Annotated in this window: 16 protein-coding genes; 9 read left to right on the top strand and 7 right to left on the bottom strand. The window is 71.9% G+C overall.

Features of this window, described 5'->3' with window-relative positions; genetic code table 11:
* Positions 1–91 precede the first annotated feature (91 nt).
* Positions 92–538: an Lrp/AsnC family transcriptional regulator gene (locus AB0A74_RS06570; RefSeq protein ID WP_358247861.1), complete on the bottom strand. Its 447-nt coding sequence runs from the start codon at positions 536–538 to the stop codon at positions 92–94.
* A gap of 107 nt (positions 539–645) precedes the next feature.
* Here AB0A74_RS06570 and AB0A74_RS06565 point away from each other — a divergent pair, with 107 nt between their 5' ends.
* Both AB0A74_RS06565 and kynU read left to right on the top strand, forming a co-directional pair.
* Positions 646–1,461, top strand: coding sequence for a tryptophan 2,3-dioxygenase family protein (locus AB0A74_RS06565; RefSeq protein ID WP_358247860.1), 816 nt, complete (start codon positions 646–648; stop codon positions 1,459–1,461).
* The gene (gene kynU, locus AB0A74_RS06560; protein ID WP_358247859.1) at positions 1,458–2,582 is read left to right on the top strand and encodes a kynureninase; all 1,125 of its coding nucleotides are present in this window, start codon (positions 1,458–1,460) and stop codon (positions 2,580–2,582) included. The genes AB0A74_RS06565 and kynU overlap by 4 nt, the downstream gene beginning before the upstream one ends.
* Here kynU and AB0A74_RS06555 read toward each other — a convergent pair.
* On the bottom strand, positions 2,579–3,304 hold the full coding sequence (locus AB0A74_RS06555) for an oxidoreductase (RefSeq protein WP_358247858.1): 726 nt from the start codon (positions 3,302–3,304) through the stop codon (positions 2,579–2,581). The two genes, kynU and AB0A74_RS06555, sit on opposite strands and share 4 nt — an antisense overlap.
* Positions 3,305–3,396: 92 nt before the next feature.
* On the opposite strand from AB0A74_RS06555, the gene AB0A74_RS06550 reads away from it, so the two are divergent.
* From AB0A74_RS06550 to AB0A74_RS06530, 5 genes are all read left to right on the top strand, one after another.
* On the top strand, positions 3,397–3,966 hold the full coding sequence (locus AB0A74_RS06550) for a GNAT family protein (RefSeq protein WP_358247857.1): 570 nt from the start codon (positions 3,397–3,399) through the stop codon (positions 3,964–3,966).
* Between the two features lie 201 nt (positions 3,967–4,167).
* Complete coding sequence (acs, locus tag AB0A74_RS06545) at positions 4,168–6,153, top strand: acetate--CoA ligase (protein ID WP_358247856.1); 1,986 nt, start codon at positions 4,168–4,170, stop codon at positions 6,151–6,153.
* Positions 6,154–6,325: 172 nt separating this feature from the next.
* On the top strand, positions 6,326–7,522 hold the full coding sequence (gene nhaA, locus AB0A74_RS06540; RefSeq protein WP_358247855.1) for a Na+/H+ antiporter NhaA: 1,197 nt from the start codon (positions 6,326–6,328) through the stop codon (positions 7,520–7,522).
* Between the two features lie 40 nt (positions 7,523–7,562).
* Positions 7,563–8,048, top strand: coding sequence for a phage holin family protein (locus AB0A74_RS06535; protein ID WP_358247854.1), 486 nt, complete (start codon positions 7,563–7,565; stop codon positions 8,046–8,048).
* A gap of 8 nt (positions 8,049–8,056) precedes the next feature.
* Positions 8,057–8,989 (top strand): alpha/beta hydrolase, encoded by a 933-nt coding sequence (locus AB0A74_RS06530; protein ID WP_358247853.1) that lies wholly within the window; start codon positions 8,057–8,059, stop codon positions 8,987–8,989.
* Here AB0A74_RS06530 and AB0A74_RS06525 read toward each other — a convergent pair.
* Genes AB0A74_RS06525 through nth form a run of 5 tightly spaced genes read right to left on the bottom strand, consistent with a single transcriptional unit; the run spans position 8,958 to position 12,956 of the window.
* Positions 8,958–9,704, bottom strand: coding sequence for a methyltransferase domain-containing protein (locus tag AB0A74_RS06525; RefSeq protein WP_358247852.1), 747 nt, complete (start codon positions 9,702–9,704; stop codon positions 8,958–8,960). The two genes, AB0A74_RS06530 and AB0A74_RS06525, sit on opposite strands and share 32 nt — an antisense overlap.
* Before the next feature lie 37 nt (positions 9,705–9,741).
* Positions 9,742–10,929: a MarP family serine protease gene (locus tag AB0A74_RS06520; protein WP_358247851.1), complete on the bottom strand. Its 1,188-nt coding sequence runs from the start codon at positions 10,927–10,929 to the stop codon at positions 9,742–9,744.
* Between the two features lie 16 nt (positions 10,930–10,945).
* Entirely contained in the window at positions 10,946–11,608 is a 663-nt protein-coding gene (locus AB0A74_RS06515) for a CoA pyrophosphatase (RefSeq protein ID WP_358247850.1), read from the bottom strand.
* Positions 11,605–12,189: a TlpA disulfide reductase family protein gene (locus AB0A74_RS06510; RefSeq protein ID WP_358247849.1), complete on the bottom strand. Its 585-nt coding sequence runs from the start codon at positions 12,187–12,189 to the stop codon at positions 11,605–11,607. Before AB0A74_RS06510 ends, AB0A74_RS06515 begins: the two co-directional genes overlap by 4 nt.
* On the bottom strand, positions 12,186–12,956 hold the full coding sequence (gene nth, locus AB0A74_RS06505) for an endonuclease III (protein WP_358247848.1): 771 nt from the start codon (positions 12,954–12,956) through the stop codon (positions 12,186–12,188). The genes AB0A74_RS06510 and nth overlap by 4 nt, the downstream gene beginning before the upstream one ends.
* Before the next feature lie 219 nt (positions 12,957–13,175).
* Here nth and AB0A74_RS06500 point away from each other — a divergent pair, with 219 nt between their 5' ends.
* Both AB0A74_RS06500 and AB0A74_RS06495 read left to right on the top strand, forming a co-directional pair.
* On the top strand, positions 13,176–13,427 hold the full coding sequence (locus AB0A74_RS06500; protein WP_015097743.1) for a hypothetical protein: 252 nt from the start codon (positions 13,176–13,178) through the stop codon (positions 13,425–13,427).
* A gap of 192 nt (positions 13,428–13,619) precedes the next feature.
* On the top strand, positions 13,620–14,294 hold the full coding sequence (locus tag AB0A74_RS06495) for a Crp/Fnr family transcriptional regulator (protein ID WP_015097742.1): 675 nt from the start codon (positions 13,620–13,622) through the stop codon (positions 14,292–14,294).
* Positions 14,295–14,474: the final 180 nt, after the last annotated feature.

Raw genomic sequence — 14,474 nt, 5'->3', positions numbered from 1 at the left:
GGTGGCGCGGGCGCGGGCGGCGCGGGCGGCGGGGTGGACGGGCCGGCTCGGGCGGCGGGTGGTGGGTGAGCGGCGGTTGGGGGTGTGCGGGTCAAGGGGTGATGGGGCGCCACGGGATGGGGGTGGAGAGGACCATCGCCGAGGAGGTTTCGCCGTAGCCGGACAAGCGCACCAGCAGGCGTTCCAGTTCGGTGATCGACGTCGTCACGACCTTCACCACCGAGCAGATGTCCCCGGTCAGGCGCACGACCTCGACCACCTCCGGGCAGTCGTCCAGCAACTCCGGGTGGACCGTGATGCACCTCGGGCCGTAGCACTTCATGCGGACCAGGGCCACGACCGTCCGCCCCACCGCCGTCGGGTCCACGGTCGCGCGGTAGCCGGTGATGACGCCGGCGTTCTCCAGCCTTCGCACGCGTTGGGCGACCGTCGGCGGCGACACGTGCACGCGGCGGGCCAGTTCGTTGTAGGACAGCCTGGCGTCCTCTTGGAGGGCCTCCAGCAGGGCCCAGTCGACGCCGTCCAGGTCGATGCTCACGCTCGTAAACCTAAACCGCCGAAGCGTTTGCGACCACGAGAGAAACGCGCGGAACACCTGGTCAGTGGCCATTCAGATCACCCGTCCGCGCGTACATCATGGTGCGCATGGACTGCCCGGTCGCACCCAAACTGGACTTCGGTGGCACGACGCCCTACGAGGACTACGTGCACGCCTCCGTGCTGCACTCGCTCCAACAGCAGTGGTCCAAGGACCCGCGGGAGATGTCGTTCCTGGTGATCACCCAGGTCATGGAGCTGTACTTCGGCCTGCTCTGCTTCGAGTGGCGGCAGGCGCAGAAGGAACTGCGGGCCGACGACCTGCGGGCCGCCGTGCGGACCCTGCACCGCAGTGACCTGCACATGCAGGCGCTCAACGCCGCGTGGCGGCCCATCGCGCGCATGACGCCCGGCGAGTTCAACGCCTTCCGGGACGCGCTCGGCGAAGGCTCGGGCTTCCAGTCCGGCCGCTACCGCGAGGTCGAGTTCCTGCTCGGCGAGAAGTCCCGGTCGATGCTCGTGCCGCACCGCGCGGTGCCCGCCCAGCACGACGCGCTGGAGGCGTTGCTGGCCGAACCGAGCCTGTACGACGACGTCCTCGCCGCGCTGCACCGGCAGGGCCTGGACATCCCCGTCGAGGTGCTGGACCGCGACTTCAGCGAGCCCTACCAGCCCAACGCCGACGTCGAGCGCGTCTGGACCGAGGTCTACCGGTCCGGGTCGCGGGACCTCCTGGAACTGGGCGAGGCGCTGACCGACATCGCCGAGGAGTTCGCGCGCTGGCGCTACGACCACCTGCTCGCCACCCGGCGCTCGATGGGCTCGAAGGTCGGCACCGGCGGCTCGGCGGGGGTTGCGTGGCTGGAGAAGCGCACGCAACGCTCCATCTTCCCGGAACTGTGGACCGCGAGGAGCTACGTGTGAACCCAGACCCGTTGGCGCATGTGCGCGACCTGTTCGACCTGGACGACGACGTCGTCTACCTCGACGGCAACTCGCTCGGCGCACCACCGAAGAACGTCGCCGAGCGCGTCCAGGAGGTCGTCAAGCACCAGTGGGGCTCGCGGCTCATCCGGAGCTGGTCGGAGGGTTGGTGGGAGGCGCCCGAACGGGTCGGCAACCGCATCGGGCGGCTGGTCGGCGCGGCGGCCGGGCAGGTCGTCGTGTGCGACTCGACCAGCGTCAACCTGTTCAAGGCCCTGATGGCGGCGGTCCGCAGCACGGACCGGTCCGAGATCGTCGTGGACGCGGGCACCTTCCCCACCGACGGCTACATCGCGCAGTCCGTGGCGGAGCTGACCGGCCTGGCCCTGCGCCCCGCCGACCCCGACCGCCTGGACCTGCGCGACACCACGGCGGCCGTGCTGCTCAACCACGTGGACTACCGCACCGGTCGGCTGTACGACATGGCCGCGTTGACCGAGCAGGCGCACGCGGTGGGCGCGAAGGTCGTCTGGGACCTCTGCCACAGCGCCGGCGTGCTGCCGATCGAGCTGGACGCGCTGGGCGTCGACCTCGCCGTGGGCTGCACGTACAAGTTCCTCAACGGCGGCCCCGGCTCGCCCGCGTTCATCTACGTGCCGACCCGGGCGCACCAGGGCTTCCACCAGCCGCTGACCGGGTGGACGGGGCACCAGGTGCCGTTCGCGATGCAGCCCGACTACACCCCGGACCCCGGCGTGTCGCGGGCCCGGGTGGGGACGCCGGACATCCTGTCGATGCTGGCCCTCGACGCGGCGCTGGACGTCTGGGACCACGTCGACCTCCGGGACGTCCGGGCCAAGGGCCTGGCCCTGACCGCGCACTTCATGGACCTGGTCCGCGACCTGCCCGGCATCGGGGTCCTGACGCCGGCCGACGAGTGGCGCGGCCACCAGGTGTCGCTGCGCCACCCGAAGGCGGGCGCGCTGATGGACGCGCTGATCGAGCGGAACGTCATCGGCGACTTCCGCGCGCCGGACGTGCTCCGGTTCGGCTTCGCCCCGCTCTACAACACCTTCGAGGACGCCGACCGCGCGGCGACGACCCTCAAGGAACTCCTTTAAGAGGCTGCGGCGTCCGCGATGCTCCTGGCCTCGCGGGCGCCGGCTTCGACCGCCGAGCACCAGAACGTGATCCACTGCGCGACGCCGTCGGGCTCGCCCGTGGAGAACCCGTGCAGGGCCGCCGCGTACTCGTTCTGCCGGCGCAGGCAGTGGACCTCCGGCACGCCCAGCGACTTGGGGTCCAGGCCGGTCGCGATCGAGGTCAGCCGCGAGGCCGCCCGCGCGACCACGCCGTTGGCCGTCGGGAACGGCGACAACGCCATCAGCTCACCGTGCACCACGGCCACCACCAGCGGCCCCGGCACGGACGTCCCGCCCGTCACCAGCGACGCCAGCAGGTCCAGCCGCTCGGAGATGCCGGGCGCGACCCGCGGCCTGCCCAGCTCGGCGCCCAGGTCCGCACCCGCCAGGACGTGCAGCTTCGCCAACGCCTGCAACGGCGCGCGCTGCCACGTCGGCAGGATCGTCCCCAGCGACTCCGCCACCCGCAGCGCGCCCGCCAGCACGGGGTCCGACACCGACCCGTCCGCGGGGATCTCGGTGGGCCCGCCGTCCAGCGCGGCCGAGGCGCGGGCGGCGCGGACGGAGGCCTCGGCGGCGGTGGTGGCCCAGCCGCGCAGGTTCACCCGGTGGCGGTGCACCTGGAACACGGCGTCGCGGGCGGTCTGGACGGCCTCGGGCACGCCGGGCAGGTCCAGCAGCGGGGCGAGCGGATCGGTCACGCCGCAGAACACTACCCGCCGGTAAGTGGCTATCTGAAAATGCCGAGAATTGGCCATGTCAAATAGCCACTGGTGCGCCTAACGTCCCGGGCATGACCTGGTACGACCGCCCCACGCTCACCGGCGCCCACGTCCGCCTCGAACCGCTCGGCCTCCACCACGCCGAGGGCTTGCTGGAAGCGGGCAAGGACCCGGAGGTCTGGCGCTGGCTCAGCGTGCGCCAACCGCGGACGCTCCGGGAGGCGCGAGACATGGTCGCCGCCGCCATCAACGACCCCGCCCGGCGCGCGTGGGCGCAGATCGACCCGCGGACCGAGGAGGTCGCCGGCACGACCTCCTACTACGAGATCGACCCCAAGCACCGCGGCCTCTACATCGGCCACACCTGGATCGGCGCCCGCTGGCAGCGCACCGCCCTCAACCGCAACGCCAAGCTGCTCCTGCTGACCAGGGCGTTCGAGGTGCTGGGCGCGCACCGCGTCGGCTGGCACACCGATGCCCGCAACGAGCGGTCGCAGCGGGCCATCGAGGGGCTCGGCGCGACCCGCGAGGGCGTGCTGCGGGTGCACCGCGTCCGCCCGGACGGCACCCTGCGCGACACGGTCGTCTTCTCGATGACGGCCGCCGAGTGGCCGGCCGCGAAGGCCCGCCTCAGCGCGTGACGCGGGTCACGGGTGGTGCCGCTGGTCGCAAGGCATGTGTCGTTCGGCGGATCCACCGTGGTCAGCGGGCCGCACGCGGGTTACACAGTTGCCAACACGTTTCGAACCCGCCGAAATTGGTCTGAACCTTTTGGGTGCGCAGTGAGCTGAATCGCACTACCTTTCAGTGCGCACCCCTCGGATTCAGGAGGTCCGCCCACCATGACCCAGCCGCAAGCCCAGGGACCGGCCCTGGACAACCTGCTCACGGAGAACCGGACGTTCCCGCCCAGCCCGGAGTTCGCCGCGCAGGCGAACGCCACCGCCGAGCTGTACGAGGAGGCGAAGGCCGACCGCGAGGCGTTCTGGGCGAAGCAGGCGGAGCGGCTGACCTGGGACACCAAGTGGACGCGGGTCCTGGACTGGTCGAACGCCCCGTTCGCCAAGTGGTTCGTGGGCGGCAAGCTCAACGTGGCCTACAACTGCGTGGACCGCCACGTCGAGTCCGGCCACGGCGACCAGGTCGCCATCCACTGGGAGGGCGAGCCCGGCGACAGCCGCGCCATCACCTACGCCGAGCTGCAGCGCGAGGTGTCCAAGGCGGCCAACGCGCTGACCGAGCTGGGCGTGGGCGCCGAGGACCGGGTCGCCATCTACATGCCGATGATCCCCGAGGCGATCTTCTCGATGCTCGCCTGCGCCCGCCTGGGCGCGCTGCACAGCGTCGTGTTCGGCGGCTTCTCCGCCGAGGCGCTGCGCACCCGCATCGAGGACTCGCAGGCCAAGCTGGTCATCACGACCGACGGCCAGTACCGCCGCGGCAACCCGGCCGCGCTCAAGCCCGCCGTGGACGAGGCCGTCGCCAACGCCGCGAGCGTCGAGCACGTCCTGGTGGTCAAGCGCACGAACACCGACGTCGAGTGGACCGAGGGCCGCGACGTCTGGTGGCACGACCTCGTGGACAAGCAGTCCGACCAGCACACGCCGGAGGCGTTCGACTCCGAGCACCCGCTGTTCATCCTCTACACCTCGGGCACCACGGGCCGCCCCAAGGGCATCCTGCACACGTCCGGCGGCTACCTGACCCAGGCGTCCTACACGCACCACTACGTGTTCGACCTCAAGCCGGACACCGACGTCTACTGGTGCACCGCCGACATCGGCTGGGTCACCGGCCACAGCTACATCGTCTACGGCCCGCTGTCCAACCGCGTCACGCAGGTCGTCTACGAGGGCACGCCGAACACCCCGCACGAGGGCCGGCACTGGGAGATCGTGCAGAAGTACGGCGTCTCCATCTACTACACCGCGCCGACGCTGATCCGCACGTTCATGAAGTGGGGCGCGGACATCCCCGCCAAGTACGACCTGTCGTCGCTGCGCGTGCTGGGCAGCGTCGGCGAGCCGATCAACCCCGAGGCGTGGATCTGGTACCGGGAGACCATCGGCTCGGGCCGGACGCCCATCGTGGACACCTGGTGGCAGACCGAGACCGGCGCGATCATGATCTCGCCGCTGCCCGGAACGACCTCCACCAAGCCCGGTTCGGCGCAGCGCCCGCTGCCCGGCATCGGCGCGAAGGTCGTGGACGACCAGGGCAACGAGGTCCCGCACGGCGGTGGCGGCTACCTGGTGCTCGACGAGCCGTGGCCGTCGATGCTGCGCGGCATCTGGGGCGACGAGGAGCGCTACCGCGACACCTACTGGTCGCGGTTCGGCGAGCAGGGCTTCTACTTCGCCGGCGACGGCGCGAAGTACGACAACGACGGCGACATCTGGCTGCTGGGCCGCGTGGACGACGTGATGAACGTGTCCGGGCACCGCATCTCCACCACCGAGGTCGAGTCCGCGCTGGTCTCGCACCCGACCGTGGCGGAGGCGGCGGTCGTCGGCGCGACCGACCCGACCACCGGCCAGGGCATCGTCGCGTTCGTCATGCTGCGCGGCGGCGTGGCGGACGAGGCGTCCGGCGCGGAGGCGATCAAGGCGCTGCGCGACCACGTGGCCAAGGAGATCGGCCCGATCGCGAAGCCTCGGCAGATCATGGTCGTGCCGGAGCTGCCCAAGACCCGGTCCGGCAAGATCATGCGCCGCCTGCTGCGCGACGTGGCGGAGAACCGGGCGATCGGCGACGTCACGACGCTGGCCGACTCGTCGGTGATGGACCTCATTTCGAGCAGCCTGAAGTCGGGCGCCTCGGAGGACTGACCGGCGGGGCCGCCCGGGGAATCGACCAGTCGCCTCCCCGGGCGGCCCCACCGGCGGCGCGGTCCGCCACCGTTGGCGTTACCCACGTTCGTGTTAAGGTCCCGTACTGGTGAGCCGGGAAGTCTGGTCGGCACGAGGATGTCCTGTAGCCGATCGCCCCGGAGCCCGCCTGATGAACCGCAAGCGCCAAGTCGTCGCCGAGTTCGCCCGCTACCTGCGCACCGAGACCGTCGGCGGCCTGATCCTGCTCGCCGCGACCGCCGTCGCGCTGCTGTGGGCCAACTCGCCGTTCAGCCCGGCGTACGAGGCGGTGCGCGACTTCCACATCGGACCGGAGTCGCTCCACCTGAGCCTGAGCGTCGGCGACTGGGCCAAGGACGGCCTGCTGGCGATCTTCTTCTTCGTCGCGGGGCTGGAGCTCAAGCGCGAACTGGTGATCGGTGAGCTGAACAACCTCAAGGCCGCGACCCTGCCCGTGGTGGCGGCGGTGGGCGGCATGGTGGTGCCCGCGGCGATCGCGTTCGCGGTCGGGTGGGGCGAGCCGGGCATCGAACGGGCGTGGGCGATCCCGGTGGCCACGGACATCGCGTTCGCGCTGGGCGTGCTGGCGATCACCGCGTCCGGGCTGCCGAGCAGCCTGCGGGTGTTCCTGCTGAGCCTGGCCGTGGTGGACGACCTGGGCGCGATCGTCCTCATCGCCGTCCTGTTCACGGCGTCGTTCAACCTGGTGGCGGCGCTGGTGGCGGTCGCGTTGCTGGGGTTGTACGCGGTCCTTCAGCACAAGCGGGTCACCTCGCCGTTCTTGTACGTGCCGCTGGCCGTCGGGACGTGGGTCGCGGTGCACGAGGCGGGCATCCACGCGACCATCGCGGGCGTGGCGCTCGCGCTGCTGACGCGCGTGCGCAAGGACCACTACGAGCACGAAGCGCCGGCGCTGCGGCTGGAGCACCGGTTGCAGCCGTGGTCGGCCGGGGTGGCGGTGCCGGTGTTCGCGCTGTTCGCCGCCGGGGTGCCGGTGAACGGGGAGGCGTTGGGCTCGCTGTTCTCGGACAAGCCGGCGCTGGGCGTGATGCTGGGGCTGGTGGTGGGCAAGCTGGTCGGCATCGTCGGGGCGGCCGCGCTGGCCGTGCTGTTCAAGGCGGCGGTGTGGCCGAGCGGCGCGGGCTGGCGGGACATCACGGCGGTGGCGATGCTCGGTGGCGTGGGGTTCACCGTGAGCCTGCTGATCGCGGACCTCGCCCTGGACGGACAGGCCGCCGAACAGGCCAAAGCGGCGGTGCTGCTGGCGTCGATGGCGGCTTCGCTGTTGGCGGCGGTTTTGTTGATCCGGCGCAGTCGGGTGCACCAGCGCTTGGACGAAGAGGAGTGATCGGCCGGTCGAGCGGCCGGCTCAGGGCGTGCATGGCACGATGAGCTTCGTGACCAGCGCTCGGGAGAACACCAACGGCAGCGGGCTGCCACCTGTTCCGTCGATCCCGTTGACCGCGGAGAGCGCGGCGAAGATCGCGGAGGAAACGTCCATCGGCGGGTTGGTCCGCGACGCCACGGCGCACCTGTCCACGTTGGTCAGGGCCGAGGTCGAGCTGGCCAAGTCGGAGATCGCCGGCGAGGTGAAGAAGGGCCTCAAGGGCAGCGTCTTCTTCGTCCTGGCGCTCACCGTGCTGGCGTTCGCCATGTTCTTCCTGTTCATGGCGCTGGGCTTCGGTCTGGACGACATGTTCGGGCTGGGGCTGGGCTGGTCGTTCCTGATCACGTTCGGCGTCATGCTCCTCACGGCGGCCGGGTTCGGGTTCCTGGGGTACCGCAAGGTGCGCAGGATCAGGGCGCCGAAGCGGACCATCGCGTCGGCCAAGGACACCGTCGCGGCCCTGCGCCACCGCGGCGACGGGTCCTGAGCCGCGCCGTGCGGTTGCCGCCGGACCCGTCCACCGCCCGGGTCGCCGGACCCTGGGCCCACCGGGACGTGTCCGCCAACGGCATCCGCCTGCACGTGGCCGAGCTGGGCGACGGCCCGCTCGTCCTGCTGCTGCACGGGTTCCCGGAGTTCTGGTGGACCTGGCGGCACCAGCTCGTGGCGCTGGCCGAGGCCGGGTACCGCGCGGTCGCGGTGGACCTGCGCGGCTACGGCGACTCGGACAAACCGCCGCGCGGCTACGACGGGTTCACCCTCGCCGGTGACGTCGCGGGCCTGGTCAAGGCGCTCGGCGCGGCCCGGGCCCACCTCGTCGGGCACGCGTGGGGCGGGATGCTCGCGTGGACGGTCGCGGCCATGCACCAGCGGCTGGTCGACTCGATCACCACGATCTCCGCGCCGCACCCGCTCGCGCTGCGGCACGCGATCCGCCGGCACCCGCGCGGGCAGGGCCGGGCCAGCGGGCACGTCTTCCGCTTCCAGCTCCCCGTCCACCCGGAGCGGTGGCTGACCGCCGACGGCGGCGCGGCGGTCGCCCGGCTGCTCACGGCGTGGGCCGGTCCGAAGTGGACGGTGTCGCCGGAGTTCGACGAGGTGGTGCGGCGCAACCGGGAGGCGGTGCTGGTCCCCGGGGTCGCGCACTCCGCGATGGAGTACTACCGGTGGGCGGTGCGCTCCCAGTTGCGCGGCGACGGGCGGCGCTTCGCCGAGGCGGTCGACCGGCGGCTGGACGTGCCGGTGCTGCAGGTTCACGGCGCGCTGGACCCGGTGATGCTGGAGTCCACTGCGGCCGACTCGGGCCGCTGGGTCGGCGCGGGCTCGCAGTTCCGCAGCCTGCCCGAGGTCGGCCACTTCCCGCACCAGGAAGCACCGAACACCACCAACGGGCTGATCAGCGGCTTCCTGGCCGCAGCACAGCCGTGAACAACATGAAGGTCGCCAGGAACCGCTGCCGCTGAAGGTCGTGCAGCCACCGGGCGGCCTCGTCGGCGTCGAGCTGACCGGCGCGCACGGCCCGGTCCGCGTTGCGGCTCAACCCGAGGATGTCGTCGGCGACGGCGAAGTCGCGGAACACCGGGGTGGTGATCCGCGGGTCCACGGTGAACCCGGCGTCCTCGGCCAGCCGCGCCACCCGCCGCCCGACGGTCGCGTTGGCGACCACCTGGTCGCACACGAACTCGCGGACCTTCCGGTTGGTGCGCACGTCGCCGGGGTCCACGGTGATCGTGTCCCAGTCCGGCTGCGCGACCACCACGACACCGTCGTCCTTCACCACCCGGCGCAGCTCGGCGAACACGGCCTCCGGGTCCGGGACGTAGTGCAGCACCCGGTCCACCCGCGCCCGGTCGACCATCCCGTCGGCCACCGGCATCCTGCGAGCGTCCCCGAGGTGCACGGCGATGGCCGGGTACTCCTCCGTGCGGTTCCGGGCCTCGGCGACCATCAGCGGGTCGGCGTCGAGCCCGATCACCCACTCCGCGCCGGTCGCGGCCAGGTCGAGCAGGTCGGTGCCGGGGCCGCAGCCCACGTCCAGGACGGTGTGGCGGCGCCGCACGTCGAGCGCGTCGAGCAACCTCAGCTTGTAGGCGCGGGCGTCGTCCAACGCGGCGGCCCGGTCCATGTACCCGATGGCGTCCATGCGCCCAGACAAGCACTCACCTGTGGAGATCCCGTGGTCAAGACGCGCAGGTTTGGGTGGAAGCGCGACGGACCATCGTGGGCGCCTTGGCCACCTCGTCCGCGACTTCCTGGGCGGTGAGGACGAAACCGGTCTCCTGGTCGTCCACCGCCGCGCCGAACACGACGCCGATCACCCGGCCCTGCGGGTCCACCAGCGGTCCGCCGGAGTTGCCGCTGCGGACCTTCGCCCGGACGGTGTAGACGTCCCGCGTCACGGTGGTGGCGTCGTAGATGTCCGGCCCGCGCAGCATCTTGATCCGCTCGCGCACCCGCGCCTCGGACGCCGTGTACGGGCCGTCCAGCGGGTAGCCCAGGACTATCCCGTCCTCGCCCTGCTTGATCTCGTCGGTGCGGAACTGCAGCGGCGCGGCCTCCAGGTCCGGCACGGCGAGGATCGCGATGTCGGTCTGGGCGTCGTAGTGCACCACGGTCGCGTCGAACTGGCCGCGCCCGACCTCCACGGTCACCTCGGTGGTGCCCGCGACGACGTGCGCGTTGGTCATGACGCGCTCGGGCGAGATCACGAACCCGGTGCCCTCCAGCGCCCGCGAGCACGACGGCGCGCGACCGCGGACCTTCAGCACCGACGGGCGCAGCCGCTGCACGACCGGGTTGGCCGCCAGCGCCGGGTCCGGCGGGCCGACCTCGGCCAGCGGGGTCCGGTCGAACGGGTTCATCGCGGCCGGGAAGCCCGACACGTCGAACAGGTTGCGCAGGTCCTCGGACAGGGTCCGGGCGGCCTGCGGCATGGTGTCGTTGACCGTGGACAGGATCACCGACTGGTTGAGCGCCTTGGCCAGCGACGGCAGCCCGGCGACCATGGTCAGCGGCAGCGCGATCATCCACGCCACCACGAACACCACCGCGCCCTGCACGATCGCGCCCAGCGCGTTGTCCGCGCCGCGCAACGGGCTGGAGTTCACCCGGGCCTTGAGCATCCGGCCGACGTACACGCCGAGCGTCTCGCCCAGCGCGACCAGCAGCACCACGATGCCGACCGCGAACACGACCTTGGTGACGACGTTCTCGAACTGGGCCACCACCAGCGGCGCGAGCTGCGTGCCCAGCACCAGGCCGACCAGGACGCCGACGAACGCGGGCAGCGCCACGACCATGCCCTGGCGCGCGCCCGAGACCGCCGCGAAGGCGGCCAGCGCCAACACCAGCAGGTCCACCCAGTTCACGCCACCCAACCCTCCGTCACGTAGCGCGCAACGCTAGCTCAAGGTCGCGCACATCGGTGGCATCCCACGGCCTTTCCCAGCCACCCAGCGCGAGCAGGCCGTTGAGCAGGCCCGCCGTGAAGCCCCACACCAACATGCCCGGCGCGGAGAACGCCGGACCGACGTACCCCGACGAGTGGGTCACCCGGAACCGGTTCGCCGGGTCGGCGAGGTGCGCGATCGGCACCCGCGCCACGGCGGCGGTCTCCGCCGGGTCCACCGGGGCGACCGGCGACGGCTCGTCCCAGTGCGCCAGCACCGGCGTGACCACGAACCCCGACACCGGCACGTACAGCTTCGGCAGGGTCGCCACCGGCCGCACGCCCTCGCGCAGCACCCCGGTCTCCTCGAACGCCTCGCGCAGCGCCGTGTCCACCGGCCCGTCGTCGGTCGGGTCGGCCGCGCCGCCCGGGAACGCGACCTGCCCGGGGTGCGAGCCGAGGGTGTCGGCGCGGCGCAGCAGCAGCACGTCCGGCCCGTCGTGACCCTCGCCGAACAGCATCAGCACGGCGGCCTCGCGGCCCGTGCCCGCGGGCGGCGGGGAGATCCGGGTGAACGCCCGGTGGTCGATCTCGGCGGTGGCCTTGACCAACCCGCTCATCCACTCCGGGACGTCCTCCGGCGACACCAGGGCGGTCATCCGACCACCTCGCGGACCTGGTCGACGGAGGTGAGCACGGTGTAGCGGGTCACCTCGGCGACCGCGCCGTCCGCGCCCACCAGGTAGCTCTTGGGCAGGTGCGGCGGCGAGCCCAGGGCCCGGCGCACGGCGTCCGCCTCGCTGAACACCGCGGGCAGGCGCACCCCGAGTTTGGTCAGCAACTCCAGCCCGTCCCCCTCCTTGCTGTCCACCAGCACGGTGAGCACCGGCACCGCGCCGGGCTGCCGGGCGTAGTCCTCCAGCACCCGCAGCTCCTCGTGACAGGGAACGCACCAGGTGGCCCAGAAGTTCACCAGCGCCTTGCCGGGCAGGGCCGCGCCGACGTCGACGGGCTGCCCGTCGGCCAGGCAGGTGGCCGTGACGCCGCGCAGGACCGCCGGGCCTCCCCCGCCGCGCGGGCACGGGTCCAGGGCGGCCTCCTCCCGCGCGGGTCCCAGGTCCTTGGCGGCGGCGGTCCGCTGCCGGCCGACCGGCTGCTCGGCGTCGCGCGGCCACAGCGCCACCACGGCGGCGACCGCGAGTACCAGGACGACGACCGCCCAGCGCGCTGCTCGGCTCACGCCGGTTTCTCCCCCGACCGCACCCGCTCGGCCAGTGCGATCAGGTGCGGGGCCTCCTCGCCCTTGACCAGCTTCTCGGCCTTGACCGGATCGACCTGGCCGATGCCGTAGGAGGGGCACTGGGGCGCGAGGAAGCACGCGCCGCACGCGGGCGTCCGGGCGTGGCAGACGCGGCGGCCGTGGAAGATCGTGCGGTGCGACAGGAGGGTCCAGTCGCGACGCTCGACGAGCTTGCCGACGGCGTGCTCGACCTTGACCGGGTCCTCCTCCTCGGTCCAGCCCCAGCGGCGCACGAGCCGGCCGAAGTGGGTGTCCACCGTGATCCCCGGCACGCCGAACGCGTCGCCGAGCACGACGTTGGCGGTCTTGCGGCCGACGCCGGGCAGCGTGACCAGGTCGGTGAGCTTGCCGGGCACCTCCCCGCCGAACCGCTCGACCAGCGCGGAGCCCAGGCCGATCAGCGAGGTGGCCTTGTTCCGGTAGAAGCCGGTGGGGCGGATGTGCTCCTCCAGCTCGGTGCGGTCGGCGGAGGCGTAGTCGGCGGCCTTGCGGTAGCGCTGGAACAGGGCCGGTGTGACCTGGTTCACGCGGACGTCGGTGGTCTGGGCGGACAGGACGACCGCGACCAGCAACTCCAACGGGTTGGTGAAGTCCAGCTCGCAGTGGGCGTCCGGGTACCCCGTCTCCAGCAGGCGGACCATCTTGCGCGCCCGCCGCGTCAGGCCGAGCGGGGTCTCGGGCTTCTTCACCGTGTTGCGCGCCGCCATGCGTTGAAGGCTACTCGTGCGCTCGACGGGCGGAGTCGGCGTCGCGGATGCACCATCTGATTGGCCAAACGGAACCTTGGGTAGTCGATAGGCAGACGCAAGAGGGACGCAACCGGCGGGGCCGGGCGCACGTCCACCTCGTACGACAACGGACTCGACACGCCGTAGTGACCCCCTCGCACGCGCGTCCCGGGGGGATGCGCAAGGATCGGAGCCATCATGACTGCCTGGTTCGTCATCGCCGTTCCGATCGTGATCATGTTCTTCGCGCTCTTCATGGAGCGCGTGGAAGCTCGTCTCCGCCACGTCGCCGTCCAGGAGGACGAGGTCGAGGAGTTCCTGGAGTCGGCGCGCCCCGACGAGGTCAGGGCGCTCTACGGGCACGGCATCGGCCGCGCGCTGGAGCTGTTCCGGCTGCGCCGGCTGGGCGGTCGTGCCAGGAACCTGCGTCAGCGGCGCACCCGCCGCTAGCGCCGGCAAGGACCGGCGAGGCCCGCGGGGCACACCCCGTCGGGCCTTATCGGGCTGTCCGGGTCTGGTCGCACGGCGCGCCGGGAGGCGATCCACGACACAGCCCTTAGACTGCACTCAGTGATCGACGGCAGGCGCCGATCCGCCAGAAGGCGGAACGCACTCGACCGTCGCGTCGACAGGAGGGACGAGGTGGACGAGACCCTGGCCCGCGCGGGCATCTTCCAGGGGGTTGAACCGGCGGCAGCGGAGGCACTGGCGCAGACGCTGGAGTCCGTTGAATTCCCGCGTGGCCATGTGATCTTCGCGGAAGGCGAGCCGGGTGACCGGCTCTACATCATCCAGTCCGGCAAGGTGAAGATCGGCCGCAAGTCGCCCGACGGTCGGGAGAACCTGTTGGGGATCTTCGGGCCGTCCGACATGTTCGGCGAGCTGTCGATCTTCGACCCGGGCCCCCGCACGTCCACCGCGACGACGGTGACCGAGGTGCGCGCGGTGAGCATGGACCGCCCCGCGCTGCGGCAGTGGATCACGAACCGGCCGGAGATCGCCGAGCAGCTGCTGCGCGCCCTGGCGCGCCGCCTGCGGCGGACGAACTCCATGCTGGCGGACCTGATCTTCACCGACGTGCCCGGCCGCGTGGCGAAGGCCCTGCTCCAGCTGGCGCAGCGGTTCGGCAGCCAGGAGGCCGGCCTGCTCCGGGTCACGCACGACCTGACCCAGGAGGAGATCGCGCAGTTCGTGGGCGCGAGCCGCGAGACGGTGAACAAGGCCCTGGCCGACTTCGCGCACCGCGGTTGGCTGCGCCTGGAAGGCAAGAGCGTCCTGATCCTGGACCCCGAGCGCCTGGCGCGACGGGCGAGGTAAGCGCACTCCCAGCTAGCGCGCGCCGGCAGCTAGCCGAGACGGCTTCCCGCGAGGGCCGCGTCGGCTTGTCGCGCCGCCTTCCACCCCGATCAGCTCTTCCGATCGGGGTGGAAGGCGGCGCGATGAGCCGACTTCCGGTCGGCCCGAGCCGCGCGACGCCAGTCGCGCCATCCAACACAG

The organism is Saccharothrix sp. NPDC042600 (assembly GCF_040647305.1).
GTDB lineage: Bacteria > Actinomycetota > Actinomycetes > Mycobacteriales > Pseudonocardiaceae > Actinosynnema > Actinosynnema mutabilis.
This window is presented reverse-complemented; position numbering and strand designations above follow the sequence as displayed.

Coding starts and splice junctions, on each gene's coding strand:
- AB0A74_RS06565 (WP_358247860.1), top strand. CDS start 646: ATGGACTGCCCGGTCGCACCCAAACTGGACTTCGGTGGCACGACGCCC.
- AB0A74_RS06550 (WP_358247857.1), top strand. CDS start 3,397: ATGACCTGGTACGACCGCCCCACGCTCACCGGCGCCCACGTCCGCCTC.
- acs (WP_358247856.1), top strand. CDS start 4,168: ATGACCCAGCCGCAAGCCCAGGGACCGGCCCTGGACAACCTGCTCACG.
- nhaA (WP_358247855.1), top strand. CDS start 6,326: ATGAACCGCAAGCGCCAAGTCGTCGCCGAGTTCGCCCGCTACCTGCGC.
- AB0A74_RS06535 (WP_358247854.1), top strand. CDS start 7,563: ATGAGCTTCGTGACCAGCGCTCGGGAGAACACCAACGGCAGCGGGCTG.
- AB0A74_RS06525 (WP_358247852.1), bottom strand. CDS start 9,704: ATGGACGCCATCGGGTACATGGACCGGGCCGCCGCGTTGGACGACGCC.
- AB0A74_RS06515 (WP_358247850.1), bottom strand. CDS start 11,608: ATGACCGCCCTGGTGTCGCCGGAGGACGTCCCGGAGTGGATGAGCGGG.
- nth (WP_358247848.1), bottom strand. CDS start 12,956: ATGGCGGCGCGCAACACGGTGAAGAAGCCCGAGACCCCGCTCGGCCTG.
- AB0A74_RS06500 (WP_015097743.1), top strand. CDS start 13,176: ATGACTGCCTGGTTCGTCATCGCCGTTCCGATCGTGATCATGTTCTTC.